The following is a 13,730-nucleotide window of genomic DNA, read 5'->3' on the forward strand; positions in this document are numbered from 1 at the left end:
AAGGTGAACCGGAGGCCGTGGTTGTGGGGAACTCCAAATCACCCGCCGAGGCCGGCCGCGGCGGCCGCCTCGTCCAGCAGCGCGGGCACATCGTGCTCCAGCGCCGCCGCGTAGGGGGTGTCCAGCTCCCCGGCGAGGTACTGCGAGTAGGCCGCCTCGACGATGGCCGCGAGCTTGAACAGCGCCAGGCAGACGTAGTACCCGACGTTCTCCACGGGCCTGCCCACCGCCTCGCGGTACCGCGCGAGCAGGTGATCGCGCGTGGGCGCGCCCGGCAGACGCGAAACGGCCTGGATCGCGGGCATGCCGGGGCGGGGCCGTTCGCCCCAGAACGCGAGCAGCAGCCCGAGGTCGAGCAGCGGATCGCCGATCGTGGCCATCTCCCAGTCGATCACCGCGAGCAACCGGGGCTCGTGCACCGAGAACAGGCAGTTGTCGAGGTGGAAGTCTCCGTGCAGCAAGGCGGGCGGGCCGTCCTCGGGGCGATTGTCCTCCAGCCACCGGGCGACGCGGCGCAGCATGGGCAGCGGGCGGCGGGCGATGCCCTTCCACTGCCCGTACCAGCGGGGGACCTGCCGTTCGAGGAAGTTCGCCGGGCGGCCGAAATCGCCGAGCCCCGCCCCACGCCAGTCGGCGAGGTGGATCGCCGCGAGCGCGTCGACGACCTCGTCGGCCAGCCTGGTGAGCGCATCCGGGTGGTCGCGGTATGCCTCCGGCAGCTCGCTGGTGATCGACACCGCGCCGGGCACGTGCTCCATGACCAGGAACGGCGCCATCGGCACGCTCGCGTCGTCGCACAGCGCGACCGGCCGGGGCGCGGCGACGGCGGTGCCCTCCAGAGCGGAGAGCAGCCGGTGCTCCCTGGCGACGCTGTGCGCCGAGGCCGACAGCGCCTGCCGTGGCGGCCTGCGCAGCACGTACTCGGTGCCGGCACAGGTCAGCAGGCAGGTCTCGTTGGAGTTGCCGCCGGCGAGGCGGCGCAGCTCCCACGGCCCCGGCCTGCCGGTGTGCTCGGTGAGCCAGTCCGCGACCGGGCGGCCCAGTGCCGTGGCGGTCATCCCGCGGCCATCGCGAGGTCGAGCTGGCCGCGGAACCGCTCCAGCGCGTCCGCGCGACGGGTCGGGATGTGCTCGGTGGGGACCGGGCGGGCGGAGTAGCCCTTGAGCAGGCGTTTCGCGACGGTCACCCGGTGGACCTCGTCGGGCCCGTCGTAGATCCGCGCCGCGCGGGCCCAGCGGTACATCTGCTCCAGCGGCAGGTCCGTCGAGAAGCCCAGCGACCCGTGCACCTGGATCGCCCTGTCGATCACGTCGTGCAGCACGGCGGCGCCGTGGTACTTGATCATCGCGATGTCGGTGCGCGCCGCCTTGGCGCCGACCTGGTCGATCTTCCATGCCGTCTGCAAGGTCAGCAGCCTGGCGGACTCGATCGCCGCGGCGGAGTCGGCCACCCAGTTCTGCACGGTCTGCTTCTCCGAGAGCAGGCTGCCGTGCACGTCGATGCTCACAGCGCGCTCGCACAGCATGTCGAACGCCCTGCGGCACACGCCGATCCAGCGCATGCAGTGGTGGATCCGGCCTGGGCCGAGCCGCTGCTGGGCCAGCGCGAACGCCTCGCCGCGGCCGCCGAGCAGGTTCTGCGCGGGCACGCGCACGTCGTGGTAGCCGACCTCGCAGTGCGACCACACGGGATTGCGGTGCTCAGGGTCGTTCATGAGACCGAGCTCGCGCGTCTCGATGCCGGGAACGCCGGTGGGCACGATGAGCATCGACATCCGGTGGTGCGGGGGCGCGTCGGGCTCGGTGACCGCCATGACGATGTGGAAGTCGGCGCGCGAGGCGTTGCCGACGAACCACTTGCGGCCATTGAGCACCCAGTCACCTCCCTCGAGCCTCGCCGAGGTGGTGAACTGCCGCGGATCCGAGCCGGTGCCCTGCTCCGTCATGGAGAACGCGCTGAGCAGCGTCCCGTCGAGCAGCGGGCGCATCCAGCGGGCACGCTGTTCCTCCGTGCCCGCGAGCGCGAGCAGCTCGGCGTTGCCCGAGTCCGGCGCCTGGCAGCCGAAGACGTACGGCGCCAGTTCGCTGGTGCCGAGGATCTCGTGCAGGAGGCCGAGCTTGAGCTGTCCGTACCCCTGGCCGCCGAGCTCGGGGCCGAGGTGGGCGGCCCACAGGCCGTGCTCCTTGACCCGCTGCTGCAGCGGAGTGGCCAGCTTCCGGAATCCGGCGTGGTCGAGGTCGAGCACCTCGAGTGGGTAGATCTCCTCGCGCACGAACTCGCGTGCCCAGTCCAGCTTCGCCGCGAACTCGGGTTCGGTGGAGAAGTCCCAGGTCATCTGCCGCCCTCTCGATCCGCTGTCGATGAACGGCTCAACGCTAGGAACGTCCCTGGTCCGTAGGCCAGCGCCGGGCACGGCCGGCTTTGTGGACTCCCACAGCGAGGGTCAGATGCGCTCGATCACCACGCGCATGCACTGGGTCCGGCCGCAGCACGGAACCCCGCACTGCTGCTTGCCGGTCGGGCGCAGGCACCCGACACAGAGCCCGTCGACCACCTTCTTCGTCGTCCGCACCACCTTGCCCTTGCGGGTGGCGACCTTGTCGGCGGACTTGTCGAGCGCGCGTGCGACCCCGGCCCAGATTCCCATCTCCGGCCCCTCCTCCATGCGACTGGCGACACTGCGTGATTCAAATGTCACTCGCCGCATGCGGGAACTCAAGAAGGTTCCACCTGACGGGTTGCCGCGCCCACGATGTTGAGGGCGAACTCGCTGTACTGCCAGACCAGTGTGTCCTCGCTGTACTCGCCGTCCTCGCGGTACCAGACGGCCACGCCCATGCCGAGGTCGAGGATCGCGTAGGAGGCGAGCTTGACCGAGGCGACGTGAAAGTCGCCCGTGGCGACGCCCGCCTCGACGAGCTCGCGGAAGGCGGCCTCGTACTCGGAGCGCAGAGCGAGCACGCGGCCGCGATGAGGTTCCACCAGTGCCCGGATCTCGCGGTTGCCGACGAACGCCTCCAGGCGGTGTCGCGCGTGGTAGCGGACGTGGGCCTCGGTGGCGCGCCGCAGGCGTTCGACGGGGTCGGCGGTGGTGGCGACGGCAGCGCGGTGCACGGCGAGCAGTTCCGTCATCGTGGCGGTCATGATCCGTGCGAGAACGTCCTGTTTGGAGTCGACGTGCTTGTAGAGGCTCGGGGCGCGCATCCCGACGGCCGCGCCGAGGTCGGCCATCGTCGTGGCCTCGTATCCCTTGCGGGTGAACAGCTCGAGCGCTGCCGTCCGGATGTCGGCGAACCGGTCCACGTCACCTCCAGCTCCCGTGAGCTAACTCATGTTAGCGGACGTCTTCGCGTTGATTGATTCCGTGCGGGCTCGGCGCTAACGTCACGGCTAATGTTCATTAGCCAATGTGGAGGCGCCATGGCCGTCGACCTCACTCCCAGCCCGGACGTCGCCGAGCTCGCCCGGCGCACCGCCGGCTTCGTCCGCGACGTGGTGATCCCCGTCGAGGAGGCGAACGACGGCGTCGCGCGGACGGAGGAGATCCGGGCGACCCTGCAGTCCGGCGCCAAGGAAGCCGGGATCTTCGCCCCGCACGTCGGCGCGGCGTACGGCGGGCACGGGCTCGACATGCGGGGCCGGGCCGCCGTGTTCGAGGAGGCCGGCTACTCGCTGCTGGGCCCGCTCGCGCTGAACATCGCGGCGCCGGACGAGGGCAACATGCACATGCTCGAGGCGATCGCGACCGACGAGCAGAAGGAGCGCTACCTGCGGCCGCTCGCGGCGGGCGAGATCCGGTCGTGCTTCGCGATGACCGAGCCGGCGCCCGGAGCGGGTTCCGACCCCGGGGCGCTCGCCACGACGGCCACCCGAGTGCCCGGTGGGTGGCGCATCGACGGGCACAAGTGGTTCATCACCGGCGCGGACGGCGCCGGGTTCGCCATCTGCATGGCGAGGACGTCGGGCCGGCCAGGGGAGACCGGGGGAGCGACGATGTTCCTCGTCGACGCCGACAACCCCGGCATGAAGCCGGTGCGGCACATCGACACGCTGGACGAAAGCCTGTACGGCGGGCACATCGAGCTCGTCTTCGACAACTGCGTTGTGCCGGACGAGGCGGTGCTCGGCGAGGTCGACGAGGGTTTCCGTTACGCGCAGGTTCGGCTCGCGCCCGCGCGGATGACGCACTGCATGCGCTGGCTCGGCATCGCAAGGCGCGCACAGGACATCGCCGTCGCCCGCGCCGCGGAGCGCGAGCTGTTCGGCTCCCGGCTGGGCGAGCTGGGCATGGTCCAGCAGCTGATCGCTGACAGCGAGATCGACATCGCCGCGGCCCGTGGGCTCATCCTGCGGGCGTGCTGGGAGCTGGACCAGGGCCGCTCGGCGTCGCAGTCCACCTCGATCGCCAAGACGTTCTGTGCCGAGGCGATCTGGCGCGTGGTCGACCGCGCGGTGCAGATCTGCGGCTCGCTGGGCATCTCGGGCGACCTGCTGCTGGGCCGGTTCCTGCGGGAGGTCCGGCCGTTCCGGATCTACGACGGGCCCTCGGAGACGCACCGCTGGGCCATCGCCCGGCGGGTCCTGCGCCGCCACGACGCGCAGGTGGCCGGATGACCGCCGATCGGTCCACACCGGACGGTCTCGACCTGCCCGCGCTGGAGGCGTTCTTCGCCGGGCACGTCCCCGGCTTCGGCGGCACGCTGCGCGCCGAGCTGCTGCAGGGCGGGCGCTCGAACCTGACCTACCTGCTCTCGGACGGGCGGCGGCGGTGGGTGCTGCGCCGCCCGCCGCTGGGCGGGCTCACCCCGTCGGCGCACGACATGGGCCGCGAGTACCGGGTGGTCGCCGCGCTGGGGAACAGCGACGTGCCGGTCGCACGCGCCGTCGCTTTCGCCGAAGCGGATGTGCTCGGGGTGCCGTGCTCGATCGTCGAGTACGTCGAGGGCTCCGTGCTGCGCACCACGGGGCAGCTGCACGCACTGTCCGATCCGGACATCGCCCGCTGCGCATACGGCCTCGTGGACGCGCTGGCCCGGCTGCACGCCGTGGACCCCGTCGCGGTAGGCCTGGGTGACTTCGGGCGGCCGGAAGGCTACCTCGGGCGTCAGGTGCGGCGCTGGCGCGACCAGTGGGAACGCGTGCGAACGCGCTCGCTCGGCGACATCGAGAGGCTCCACGCGCGCCTCGCCGACCTGTGCCCGCAGGAGAGCGGCGCGTCGATCGTGCACGGCGACTTCCGGATCGACAACGCCATCCTCGACCCCGGCGACCCGGGACGCGTGCTGGCGATCGTGGACTGGGAGATGGCCACGCTCGGTGACCCGCTGGCCGATCTCGGCCTGCACCTCGTCTACGCCGACCCCGCGTTCGCGCCCGTCCTCGCGGGCTCGGCGCCGTCCACGAGCGACCGGCTGCCGCCGGTGGAGGAGCTCGCACAGCGCTACGCCGAGGTCGCCGGGCGGGACCTCGGCCGCCTCGACTTCTACCTCGGGCTCGGGTACTTCAAGATCGCCGTGATCGCCGAGGGCATCCACGCCCGCTTCCAGCAGGGCCTGACCAGGGGGTCGGGCTTCGAGCGCGTGGGCGAGGCGGTGGCCCCGCTGGCCGCCGCCGGGCTCCGGGCCCTGGCAACGAATTCGTGAAGGAGACGCCGTGCCGAACGTACTCGACCTCTTCCGCCTCGACGGCAAGGTCGCCGTGGTGACGGGCGCCAGCTCGGGTCTTGGCGCCGGGTTCGCGGTCGCACTCGCCCAGGCGGGCGCCGACGTGGTGCTCGCGGCGCGCCGGACCGATCGGCTGTCCGAGGTCGCCGGGAGGGTCCGCGCGGAGGGAACCCGGGCGCTGACCGTCGCCGCCGACGTCACCGACCCGGACAGCTGCACCGCGATGGTCGAGGCGGCGACCGGGGAGTTCGGCCGCGTGGACGTGCTCGTGAACAACGCGGGTGTGGGCACGGCGGTTCCGGCGCTGCGCGAGTCGCCCGACGAGTTCCGCCGGGTGATCGACGTCAACCTCAACGGCGCCTACTGGGCCGCCCAGGCCTGCGGCCGGGTGATGGAGCCGGGGTCGAGCATCGTGAACATCAGCAGTGTGCTCGCGCTGGTCAAGTCGTACGCCCCGCAGGCCGCCTACGCCGCCAGCAAGGCGGGCGTCCTCGGGCTCACCCGCGATCTCGCGCAGCAGTGGTCGGGCCGCAAGGGGATCCGGGTCAACGCCATCGCGCCGGGCTACTTCGCCAGCGAGATGACCGAGGAGATCCCGGACGACGTCCTGCTCCCGTTCCTGAAGCAGGCCAGCCCGCTGGGCAGGCTCGGCGTGCAGCACGAGCTCGACGCAGCCGTGGTGTTCCTCGCGAGCCGGGCGTCGTCCTACATCACCGGCGTCACGCTCGCCGTGGACGGCGGCATGTCCGGACACTGAGCGGCAGCCCCAGCTGACGGGCCCCCAAGGCCACCTTTGGTGCGCTCAACGCACCAAAGGTGGCCTTGGGGGCGTGCGGCGGCCGCGGCCGGCCGTGCTGCCGCTCCCGCTCGTTCTGCTGCTCGACGTGGTGGTCTGAGCGAGGGACCATCGAGGGTACGGCAGGAGGTGCGCGATGGAACACGAGACGAGGTGGACCGTCGACATCGACATCCACGAGTACGAGGACCGCACGCGAGCGGAGGCCCGGTTGAACACCGGCGCGGGCACCGAACGGACCGGGACCGGAACCGCCCGCAAACACCCACGCGACGCCAACGTCCCGGCGATCGGCGACGAACTCGCCGTCGCCAGGGCGATGGCCGATCTGTCACACCAGCTCATCGAGGCGACCGCGGCCGACATCGAGGCCGTGACCCGGCGCCCCGCGCACCTGACCGAGTAGCGCGTCAGGCCTTGCGGGCGACCCCCGCCAGGCCGCGGGAACGGGCGGGCTCGTTCTGGTAGGGGTCGTCGCCGTCGGGTCGCCACTCGGGCACCCACACCAGGCCGGGGTCCACGAGTTCCAGGCCGGCGAAGAAGGCCGCGATGTCCTCGCGGGACCTCGGCCGGGCCACGCTGTTGGCCTGCCTGCGGTAGGAGTCGATGACCTTCTCCGCAGCGGCGAGGGTCTCCGCGTCCTCCGGCGGCACGTGGATGTGCGACAGGGCGACGAAGCTGCCGGGGGCCAGCTGGTCGCGGTAGTACGCCAGCGTGCGCTCCGGCTGGGTCTCCGGTGGCATGAAGTGCAGCAGCGCCACGGCGAGCAGCGCGATCGGCCGCTCGGGGTCGATGACACCGGTGTCCAACACGCGCTCCCACAGCTTCGGCCCGTCGAAGAAGTCCGCGTCGAGTGCGCGGTGCCGGTCCGGGTCCGCCGTGCGCTCCAGCAGGATGTGCGCGTGCGCCTGCGCGATGGGCTCGTTGTCGATGTAGACGACGCTGCACTCGCCGGGTGCGACCTCCTCGGCCACCTCGTGCACGTTGCCCTGCGTCGGGAGTCCCGAGCCGATGTCGACGAACTGCCGCACGCCCTGTTGGACGGCGAACCGCACGGCACGGCCGAGGAAGGCACGGTTGGACCGCGCGAAGTTGCGCATCTCCGGCAACCGCTTGAGCTGCTCCTCGGCGAACGCCTGGTCCACCGCGTAGTTGTGCACACCGCCGAGCAGGTAGTCGTACACCCGCCCGACCGAGACCTTGTTCACCGACTCGCCGAGCCGCTCCGCCTCGTTCAACCGCATCCTCCGTGCTCACCGTCGAGATCGAGAACAGTGTGCACGGTCCCGGGGCCGGAGCGCACACCGGTGTGGCTCGTCGAGTAGCCGCTAGACGCCAGCCGCAGTGAAGGCCACCTTCACTGCGTTCAACGCAGGCATGGTGGCCTTCACTGCGGACGCCGCGTCAGCGTCAGTGCGGGGCCGACAGCGAGATCGGCTCCGCCCCGGCCGGCGTGCCGCAGAAGCCGCCGTCCTGGGAAGGCTCGTCGAACACGCCCGCACCTCCGCAGACCCCGGTCTCCGGCAGCACCAGCTCGACCCGCTCGGCGGCCGCCCGGTCGCCGGCCAGCGCGGCGGCGATGCTGCGCACCTGCTCGTATCCGGTCAACGCGAGGAACGTCGGCGCGCGGCCATAGCTCTTCATCCCGGCCAGGAACACGCCGGGCTCGGGATGTGACAGTTCCCGGACGCCGTGGGGGTACACCGTGCCGCAGGAGTGCACGTTCGGATCGATCAGCGGAGCGAGCGCCACGGGGGCCTGCAGCGTCGCGTCGAGTTCGAGCCGCAGCTCCGACAGCCACGACAGGTCCGGGCGGAACCCGGTGAGCACGACGACCTCGTCGACATCCTCGATGCGGTCGCCGGCGTCCGGCGCCAGCGTGAGCCTGCCGTCCGAACCGGACTCGACGGCCCGGGTGCGGAACCCGGTGACCACCCGGATCGCGCCCGTGGCCACGGCCTCGCGGGCGCGTGCGCCCAGTGCGCCACGGGCTGGCAGCTGGTCGGCCGCGCCGCCGCCGAAGGCGTCGCCCACCGTGCCGCGCCGCAGCACCCAGCTGACGCGCGTGGCCGGGTCGTTCTCGGCGAGCCCGGCGAAGGCCACGAGCGCGGTGAGCGCCGAATGTCCGCTGCCGGCGACCACGACGTGCCTGCCCGCGTAGCGGTCCCGTACGGCGGAGTCGGTCAGATCCGGCACCTGGTAGGTGATCCGGCCGGTTGCGGCCCGCTCCCCGAGCGCGGGCAGCCCGTCGCCGCCGAGGGGGTTCGGCGTTCCCCACGTGCCGGAGGCGTCGATCAGGGCTCGCGCGGTGATCCGCTCCTCGCCACCGCCGGACCGGCGAACGTGCACCGTGAGCGGCTCGGTCTCCCGCCCGGCGTCGACCACGCGGTCGCGGCCACGCCGGGCCACGCCGACCACTTCGGCACCGAAGCGGACCTGCTCGCCGAGCGCGGCGGCCAGTGGGCGCAGGTACCGCTCTGCCCACTCCCGCCCGGTCGGGTAGGTGGGGTCCGGTGGCCGCCAGCCCGTCGGCTCCAGCAGCCTGACGGCGGCCGGAGCGACGAGCTCCGGCCACGGCGAGAACAGCCGCACGTGGTGCCACTGCGCGACCGCCGTCCCCGCCGCCGGACCCCGTTCCAGCACCAGCGGTTCGAGACCGCGTTCGCGCAACTCCGCGGCCGCTGTGAGCCCGACCGGGCCCGCGCCTACCACCACGACAGGCAGTTCGCCGTTCATCTCCGGATCCCCTTTCCATCGATATCTGTCGATGAAGCTGACTCGGAATCTATCGACGGATCTCGATTGACGCAAGAGTCGCGGCTCGCCGATAATCAGCCGCATGACCATCACGGCGCCGGTGCCGCGGCTGCTCGCCGACCAGGACGCCGCCACCTACGCGGACTGGTTCTCCTGCCTCGCGGACCCCACGCGGGTGCGCCTGCTGCACGCCGTCGCCACGGCGGCGGGCGGTAGCACGGTCGGCGCGCTGACCGCGCGGCTCGGCATCAGTCAGTCCACGTGCTCCCACCATGTGCGCAAGCTCGCCGACCTCGGTTTCGTGCGGCTGCACAAGGAGGGAACCGCCACCAGGGTGGTGGTGAACGAGGCCTGCTGCACCGGCCTGCCGCACGCCGCCGACGTCGTGATGGGCACCGTCACCCCGCCGCCGTGCTGCCCCGCCGACCCACCCGCCGACGTGCGGGTGCGCGCGCTCGGCCCCGGCGACTGGACCGACGTCCGGCGCATCTACGGCGAGGGCATCGCCACGGGGATCGCGACGTTCGAGACGACCGTGCCGAGCCGCGCCTCCCTCGACGCGCGCTGGCTGCCCGGGCACCGATGGGTCGCCGAGCTCGGCGGACGGATCGCGGGCTGGGCGGCGCTGAGCCCCGTCTCGTCCCGCGACTGCTACTCGGGGGTGGCCGAGAGCTCCGTCTACGTCGGCGCGGGTGACCGGGGCCGCGGGGTCGGCAAGGCTCTGCTGCGGCAGCAGGTCGTCGAAGCCGACGCCGCGGGGCTGTGGACGCTGCAGGCGTCGATCCTCGCGGAGAACCGCACCGGCATCGGGCTGCACCATTCCGCCGGCTACCGCACGGTCGGCATCCGCGAGCGCATTGCCAAGATCGGTGACACCTGGCACGACACCGTGCTGCTCGAGCGGCGCGCCGGCGAGGTCGCCCAGTGCGCGGACTGCGCGTGAGTCAGTCTGCGGGCACTCGATGAAGGCGTGACCGGCGGGGTTGGCCGGACCTCGTGGGAGTCGCTGGCGACGAGCTCGGCACGGTGGAGCGCTCCAGCCCGCGCAGGTGCCGGGACAGCGATGGCTGGGCAAGGCCAGGGCGGCAGCACGGCTGACGTGCGGCTCCTCGGCGCTGGCGAGCAACGGGATCAGCTGCCGCGGCTCCGCTCGCGCGGTAGCCGCGGTGGGCGGGCCGCGGTGAACGCGGCCGCCGAGGCGGCGGCTCGGCTGTGAGGTCGTTCTCTCGGGACGTCCGACACTTGCGGTGGGCCGGTCGGGGGCCGAGACTCGGGGCTCGTTTGTTTGTTCGGCCGCCAGGGGAGGGAGCGGGGCTGGTGCCATGGTGGAGGGGTTGACGGGGAGTCGCCTGCCGCAGTCGCAGGTGGACCAGCAGATCCGGGAACTGGAAGCGCGGCTGGTGCGTGAGCAGGACCGGGTGCCCGCACAGGTGGTGCACGACTGGGTGGAGCGGGCGAGGGCGCGGTTCGCGCGGGCCCGGGTGCTGACGTTCGTGCCGATCCTGGTCGAACGGGCAGTCCGCGCCGAGTTCAGGGCCGTCGCGCCGAGACACTCCTCCGGAGAGCGTCTCGCGGACTGGGCGCGGCGAACGGCCAGGGACATCCTCGCCGTCGAGCTGCCCCGACGGTGGGCCCACACCCAAGGGGTCGCCGAGCGGGCGGAGGAGGTCGCGCGCGTGCTGTCCCCCGAGGAGGGCGATGTCCTCGTGGCCTCGGCGTGGCTGCACGACATCGGCTACGCGAGCGCGCTGAACGTGCTGGGGTTCCACCAGCTCGACGGGGCCCGGTTCCTGGCCGAGCACGGGGTGGCCCGGCGGGTGTGCGCGCTGGTGGCGCACCACGCGGGGGCCGCTGCGGTGGCCGAGCTGGAGGGCCTGGGGCCTCAGCTGGCGGAGTTCGAGGACGAGCGGGGGCCCGTGCGCGACGCGCTGTGGTACGCGGACATGACCACGAGCCCGGACGGTCTGCGGGTGTCGTTCGCGGACCGCATGGCGGAGCTGCGCGGACGCCGGGGCCCGGAGGACCCGGTGGTGCGGGCGCTCGCGGTCAACGGCGCCGAGCGCGCGGCCGCGGTACGCCGGACCGAACAGCTGCTGAGCCGCCACGCCGTGCCGGCGTAGCGCCCGGCCGGTCACGGCTCAGCCCGAGCGCGGCACGCGGATGCACGCGGCGGGCGCGGCCGTCACGATCCCGGCCGCCGCGAGCCGGCTGTGCCGCCTGCCGTGGGAGAACGCCTTCTGCGCGACGTCCACGAGCCGGCCTCCCGCCGGGCCGGACGGCTCAGCGACGGCCAGCACGCCCGTGAGCGAGCCGTCCGCCGCCTCGGGCAGCGCCTCCGTTGACGGACGCGCCGACGAGGTGTGGGTGGCCGGCCCGAGCAGCACCATCCCGGCGACCACGATCGCGAGCCCGACGCGCGTCACGGCGAGCAGCCGGAACCGGCGGGCGAGGTTGGCCGACGCCAGCGACAGCGGGAAGAGCGTCCCCGCGATCGGCCACAGCGCCGGAGCGGGTCCAGAGGTGAGTGCCCCTGCACGAGCTTGTGCCAGTCCGAACAGCGCGCCGCACGCCGCCGTGACGGCTGTCGATCCGGCCGGTCCCCGTTCGTGTCGAGGGTGAGCAGGGTTGGTTCCCCGACACCGAAGGAGCGGACACGATGAGCGAGGTACTGCTGAGCGGCTTGCGGATCGGCGAGTCGGCACGCTGGCACGACGGCAGGCTGTGGCTGTCGAACTGGGGCACGCGCGAGGTGCTGGCCGTCGGCCTTGACGGCAGGGCCGAGGTGATGGCCACGGTTCCGACCACGCTGCCGTTCTCGATCGACTGGCTGCCGGACGGGCGCCTGCTGGTGGTCGCCGGGCCCGAGCGACGGCTGCTACGCCAGGAGGCCGACGGTTCGCTCGTGGACCATGTCGAGCTCAGCGGGCTGCCGGGCGGGCTCAACGAGATCGTCGTCGACGGCCGGGGCCGGATCTACGTCAACGGCGGCACGGACTTCAACCCGGGCGAGGGTGAGGCGCCAGGGTTCATCGCGCTGGTCACGCCGGACGGCGAGGTGCGCGAGGTGGCCGACGGGATCGCGTTCCCCAACGGGATGGTGGTGACCCCCGACGATCGGACGCTGGTCATCGCGGAGTCCTTCGCCGGCACCCTGACCGCGTTCGACATCGGCCCTGACGGAGGCCTGACGAACCGGCGGGTGTGGGCACGGGTGCCCGGCGACGGCATGGTGCTGGACGCCGACGGCGCCATCTGGACCCCGGGCTGGGACGAGGAGGGGCCCACGTGCGTCCGGGTGGCCGAAGGGGGAGCGGTGCTGGAGACGATCCGGCTGGAGCACGCCGGGTTCGCCTGCGCGCTCGGAGGGGGCGACGGCCGCACCCTGTTCGTGCTCACGGCGGACTGGCGCATGGCCGACGGCTTCGAGGAGAACCTCGAACGCCTGCTCAGCGGCCCGGAGACCGGCCGCGTGCTCACGGCCCGCGCGCCCGCGCCCCACGCCGGGCACCCGTGACCGCTCGCGTGCCCGCCCAAGTTCGTGTTACCGTTGGTAACTGTAAATCGCGGTAACAGGAAAACGTCGCCAGGGAGCAACGATGACCAGCGCCGACACCACCCAGCATGCGCACACGTCCGAGCCCGACCGGCAGGCGGTCGCCCGGCGGCTGCTGGACTCGTCGGAGACGTTGTCCTACGACCCCGTGACGGAGGTCGACTGGGAGACCCCGCTCGACACCGCCTACCACGGGGCGAGCCCGGAGTGGAGCACGCTGTACGGCACGCCCTACTGGGCGGAGATGACGCCGGAGCAGCAGCGTGAGCTCACCCGCCAGGAGGCGGCGTCGGTGGCGAGCACCGGCATCTGGTTCGAGATGATCCTGCAGCAGATGGTGCTGAGGGACTTCTACGCGAAGGACCCGACCGACCCCGCGTTCCAGTGGGCGCTGACCGAGATCGCCGACGAGTGCCGGCACTCCATCATGTTCGCCCGCGGGGCCGCGAAGCTGCGCGCGCCCGCCTACCGCCCGCGCCGCCTGGCCGTGGAGCTCGGCCGCTTCTTCAAGACCACCGCGACCGGCGAGGCGGCCTACGCCGCGATCCTCGTCGCCGAAGAGGTCCTCGACGTGATGCAGCGCGACTGGATGCGCGACGAGCGCGTGGTGCCGTTCGTGCGCACGATCAACAACATCCACGTGGTGGAGGAGTCGCGGCACATGAAGTTCGCGCGCGAGGAGACCAGGGAGCGGCTGAAGGGTGCGGGCAGGCTGCGCAGGCAGTACAACGCGCTGGTGGTCGCCATCGCCGCGTACTTCATCGTGAGCAGCATGGTGAGCCCGAAGGTCTACGCCAACGCCGGGCTCGACACGAAGCGGGCGCTGCGCGAGGCGAGGGCCAACGAGCACCACAAGTCGATGCTGCGGTCGAGCTGCTCGGGCCTGATGGAGTTCCTCGACTCCGCCGGGCTGCTCACCAAGGCGTCGATGCGCTGGTACAGGCGCGCGAACCTGATCTGA

The 13,730-nt window shown here is 72.3% G+C and carries 15 protein-coding genes; 8 read left to right on the forward strand and 7 right to left on the reverse strand.

What is annotated here, in order from left to right:
* Positions 1–38: 38 nt before the first annotated feature.
* The 4 genes from DI005_RS09665 to DI005_RS09680 form a co-directional block, all read right to left on the reverse strand.
* A complete protein-coding gene (locus tag DI005_RS09665; RefSeq protein ID WP_113641909.1) occupies positions 39–1,058 on the reverse strand; it encodes a phosphotransferase family protein in 1,020 nt (339 codons plus the stop codon).
* The gene (locus tag DI005_RS09670) at positions 1,055–2,335 is read right to left on the reverse strand and encodes an acyl-CoA dehydrogenase family protein (protein WP_113641910.1); all 1,281 of its coding nucleotides are present in this window, start codon (positions 2,333–2,335) and stop codon (positions 1,055–1,057) included. The genes DI005_RS09665 and DI005_RS09670 overlap by 4 nt, the downstream gene beginning before the upstream one ends.
* Positions 2,336–2,443: 108 nt before the next feature.
* Positions 2,444–2,647, reverse strand: a complete 204-nt coding sequence (locus DI005_RS09675) for a hypothetical protein (RefSeq protein ID WP_110336221.1) — start codon at positions 2,645–2,647, stop codon at positions 2,444–2,446.
* A 68-nt stretch (positions 2,648–2,715) separates the two neighbouring features.
* Positions 2,716–3,303, reverse strand: a complete 588-nt coding sequence (locus DI005_RS09680; RefSeq protein ID WP_113641911.1) for a TetR/AcrR family transcriptional regulator — start codon at positions 3,301–3,303, stop codon at positions 2,716–2,718.
* A 117-nt stretch (positions 3,304–3,420) separates the two neighbouring features.
* On the opposite strand from DI005_RS09680, the gene DI005_RS09685 reads away from it, so the two are divergent.
* The 4 genes from DI005_RS09685 to DI005_RS09700 all read left to right on the forward strand — a co-directional run bounded on the left by DI005_RS09685 (position 3,421) and on the right by DI005_RS09700 (position 6,865).
* Positions 3,421–4,614: an acyl-CoA dehydrogenase family protein gene (locus DI005_RS09685; RefSeq protein ID WP_113641912.1), complete on the forward strand. Its 1,194-nt coding sequence runs from the start codon at positions 3,421–3,423 to the stop codon at positions 4,612–4,614.
* Positions 4,611–5,642, forward strand: coding sequence for a phosphotransferase family protein (locus DI005_RS09690; protein WP_113641913.1), 1,032 nt, complete (start codon positions 4,611–4,613; stop codon positions 5,640–5,642). The genes DI005_RS09685 and DI005_RS09690 overlap by 4 nt, the downstream gene beginning before the upstream one ends.
* Positions 5,643–5,652: 10 nt before the next feature.
* Positions 5,653–6,420: an SDR family NAD(P)-dependent oxidoreductase gene (locus tag DI005_RS09695; RefSeq protein WP_112270192.1), complete on the forward strand. Its 768-nt coding sequence runs from the start codon at positions 5,653–5,655 to the stop codon at positions 6,418–6,420.
* Between the two features lie 175 nt (positions 6,421–6,595).
* Positions 6,596–6,865 (forward strand): DUF1876 domain-containing protein, encoded by a 270-nt coding sequence (locus tag DI005_RS09700; protein WP_112270194.1) that lies wholly within the window; start codon positions 6,596–6,598, stop codon positions 6,863–6,865.
* A gap of 4 nt (positions 6,866–6,869) precedes the next feature.
* On the opposite strand, the gene DI005_RS09705 is transcribed toward DI005_RS09700, so the two are convergent.
* Both DI005_RS09705 and DI005_RS09710 read right to left on the reverse strand, forming a co-directional pair.
* Positions 6,870–7,703 carry an SAM-dependent methyltransferase gene (locus tag DI005_RS09705; RefSeq protein ID WP_112270196.1) on the reverse strand — a complete coding sequence of 278 codons (834 nt, stop codon included), beginning with the start codon at positions 7,701–7,703 and terminating at the stop codon, positions 6,870–6,872.
* A gap of 166 nt (positions 7,704–7,869) precedes the next feature.
* Positions 7,870–9,195, reverse strand: coding sequence for an FAD-dependent oxidoreductase (locus tag DI005_RS09710; protein WP_113641914.1), 1,326 nt, complete (start codon positions 9,193–9,195; stop codon positions 7,870–7,872).
* A 103-nt stretch (positions 9,196–9,298) separates the two neighbouring features.
* Between DI005_RS09710 and DI005_RS09715 the strand changes: the two genes are divergently transcribed.
* Both DI005_RS09715 and DI005_RS09720 read left to right on the forward strand, forming a co-directional pair.
* Positions 9,299–10,159, forward strand: a complete 861-nt coding sequence (locus DI005_RS09715; RefSeq protein WP_113641915.1) for a metalloregulator ArsR/SmtB family transcription factor — start codon at positions 9,299–9,301, stop codon at positions 10,157–10,159.
* A 391-nt stretch (positions 10,160–10,550) separates the two neighbouring features.
* Positions 10,551–11,336 carry a three-helix bundle dimerization domain-containing protein gene (locus tag DI005_RS09720; RefSeq protein ID WP_369973567.1) on the forward strand — a complete coding sequence of 262 codons (786 nt, stop codon included), beginning with the start codon at positions 10,551–10,553 and terminating at the stop codon, positions 11,334–11,336.
* 18 nt (positions 11,337–11,354) lie between these two features.
* Here DI005_RS09720 and DI005_RS09725 read toward each other — a convergent pair whose 3' ends face one another.
* The gene (locus tag DI005_RS09725) at positions 11,355–11,639 is read right to left on the reverse strand and encodes a hypothetical protein (RefSeq protein WP_113641916.1); all 285 of its coding nucleotides are present in this window, start codon (positions 11,637–11,639) and stop codon (positions 11,355–11,357) included.
* Positions 11,640–11,872: 233 nt separating this feature from the next.
* Here DI005_RS09725 and DI005_RS09730 point away from each other — a divergent pair, with 233 nt between their 5' ends.
* A complete protein-coding gene (locus tag DI005_RS09730) occupies positions 11,873–12,730 on the forward strand; it encodes an SMP-30/gluconolactonase/LRE family protein (RefSeq protein WP_112270206.1) in 858 nt (285 codons plus the stop codon).
* A gap of 82 nt (positions 12,731–12,812) precedes the next feature.
* A complete protein-coding gene (locus tag DI005_RS09735) occupies positions 12,813–13,730 on the forward strand; it encodes a diiron oxygenase (protein ID WP_112270208.1) in 918 nt (305 codons plus the stop codon).

This window comes from Prauserella sp. PE36, assembly GCF_003311655.1.
GTDB lineage: Bacteria > Actinomycetota > Actinomycetes > Mycobacteriales > Pseudonocardiaceae > Prauserella_A > Prauserella_A endophytica.

Bases quoted from the DNA above. Each gene is read 5' to 3' on its own strand.
- DI005_RS09710 (WP_113641914.1), bottom strand. From the start codon at position 9,195: ATGAACGGCGAACTGCCTGTCGTGGTGGTAGGCGCGGGCCCGGTCGGG.
- DI005_RS09685 (WP_113641912.1), top strand. From the start codon at position 3,421: ATGGCCGTCGACCTCACTCCCAGCCCGGACGTCGCCGAGCTCGCCCGG.
- DI005_RS09665 (WP_113641909.1), bottom strand. From the start codon at position 1,058: ATGACCGCCACGGCACTGGGCCGCCCGGTCGCGGACTGGCTCACCGAG.
- DI005_RS09705 (WP_112270196.1), bottom strand. From the start codon at position 7,703: ATGCGGTTGAACGAGGCGGAGCGGCTCGGCGAGTCGGTGAACAAGGTC.
- DI005_RS09735 (WP_112270208.1), top strand. From the start codon at position 12,813: ATGACCAGCGCCGACACCACCCAGCATGCGCACACGTCCGAGCCCGAC.
- DI005_RS09700 (WP_112270194.1), top strand. From the start codon at position 6,596: ATGGAACACGAGACGAGGTGGACCGTCGACATCGACATCCACGAGTAC.
- DI005_RS09670 (WP_113641910.1), bottom strand. From the start codon at position 2,335: ATGACCTGGGACTTCTCCACCGAACCCGAGTTCGCGGCGAAGCTGGAC.
- DI005_RS09715 (WP_113641915.1), top strand. From the start codon at position 9,299: ATGACCATCACGGCGCCGGTGCCGCGGCTGCTCGCCGACCAGGACGCC.
- DI005_RS09675 (WP_110336221.1), bottom strand. From the start codon at position 2,647: ATGGGAATCTGGGCCGGGGTCGCACGCGCGCTCGACAAGTCCGCCGAC.
- DI005_RS09690 (WP_113641913.1), top strand. From the start codon at position 4,611: ATGACCGCCGATCGGTCCACACCGGACGGTCTCGACCTGCCCGCGCTG.
- DI005_RS09730 (WP_112270206.1), top strand. From the start codon at position 11,873: ATGAGCGAGGTACTGCTGAGCGGCTTGCGGATCGGCGAGTCGGCACGC.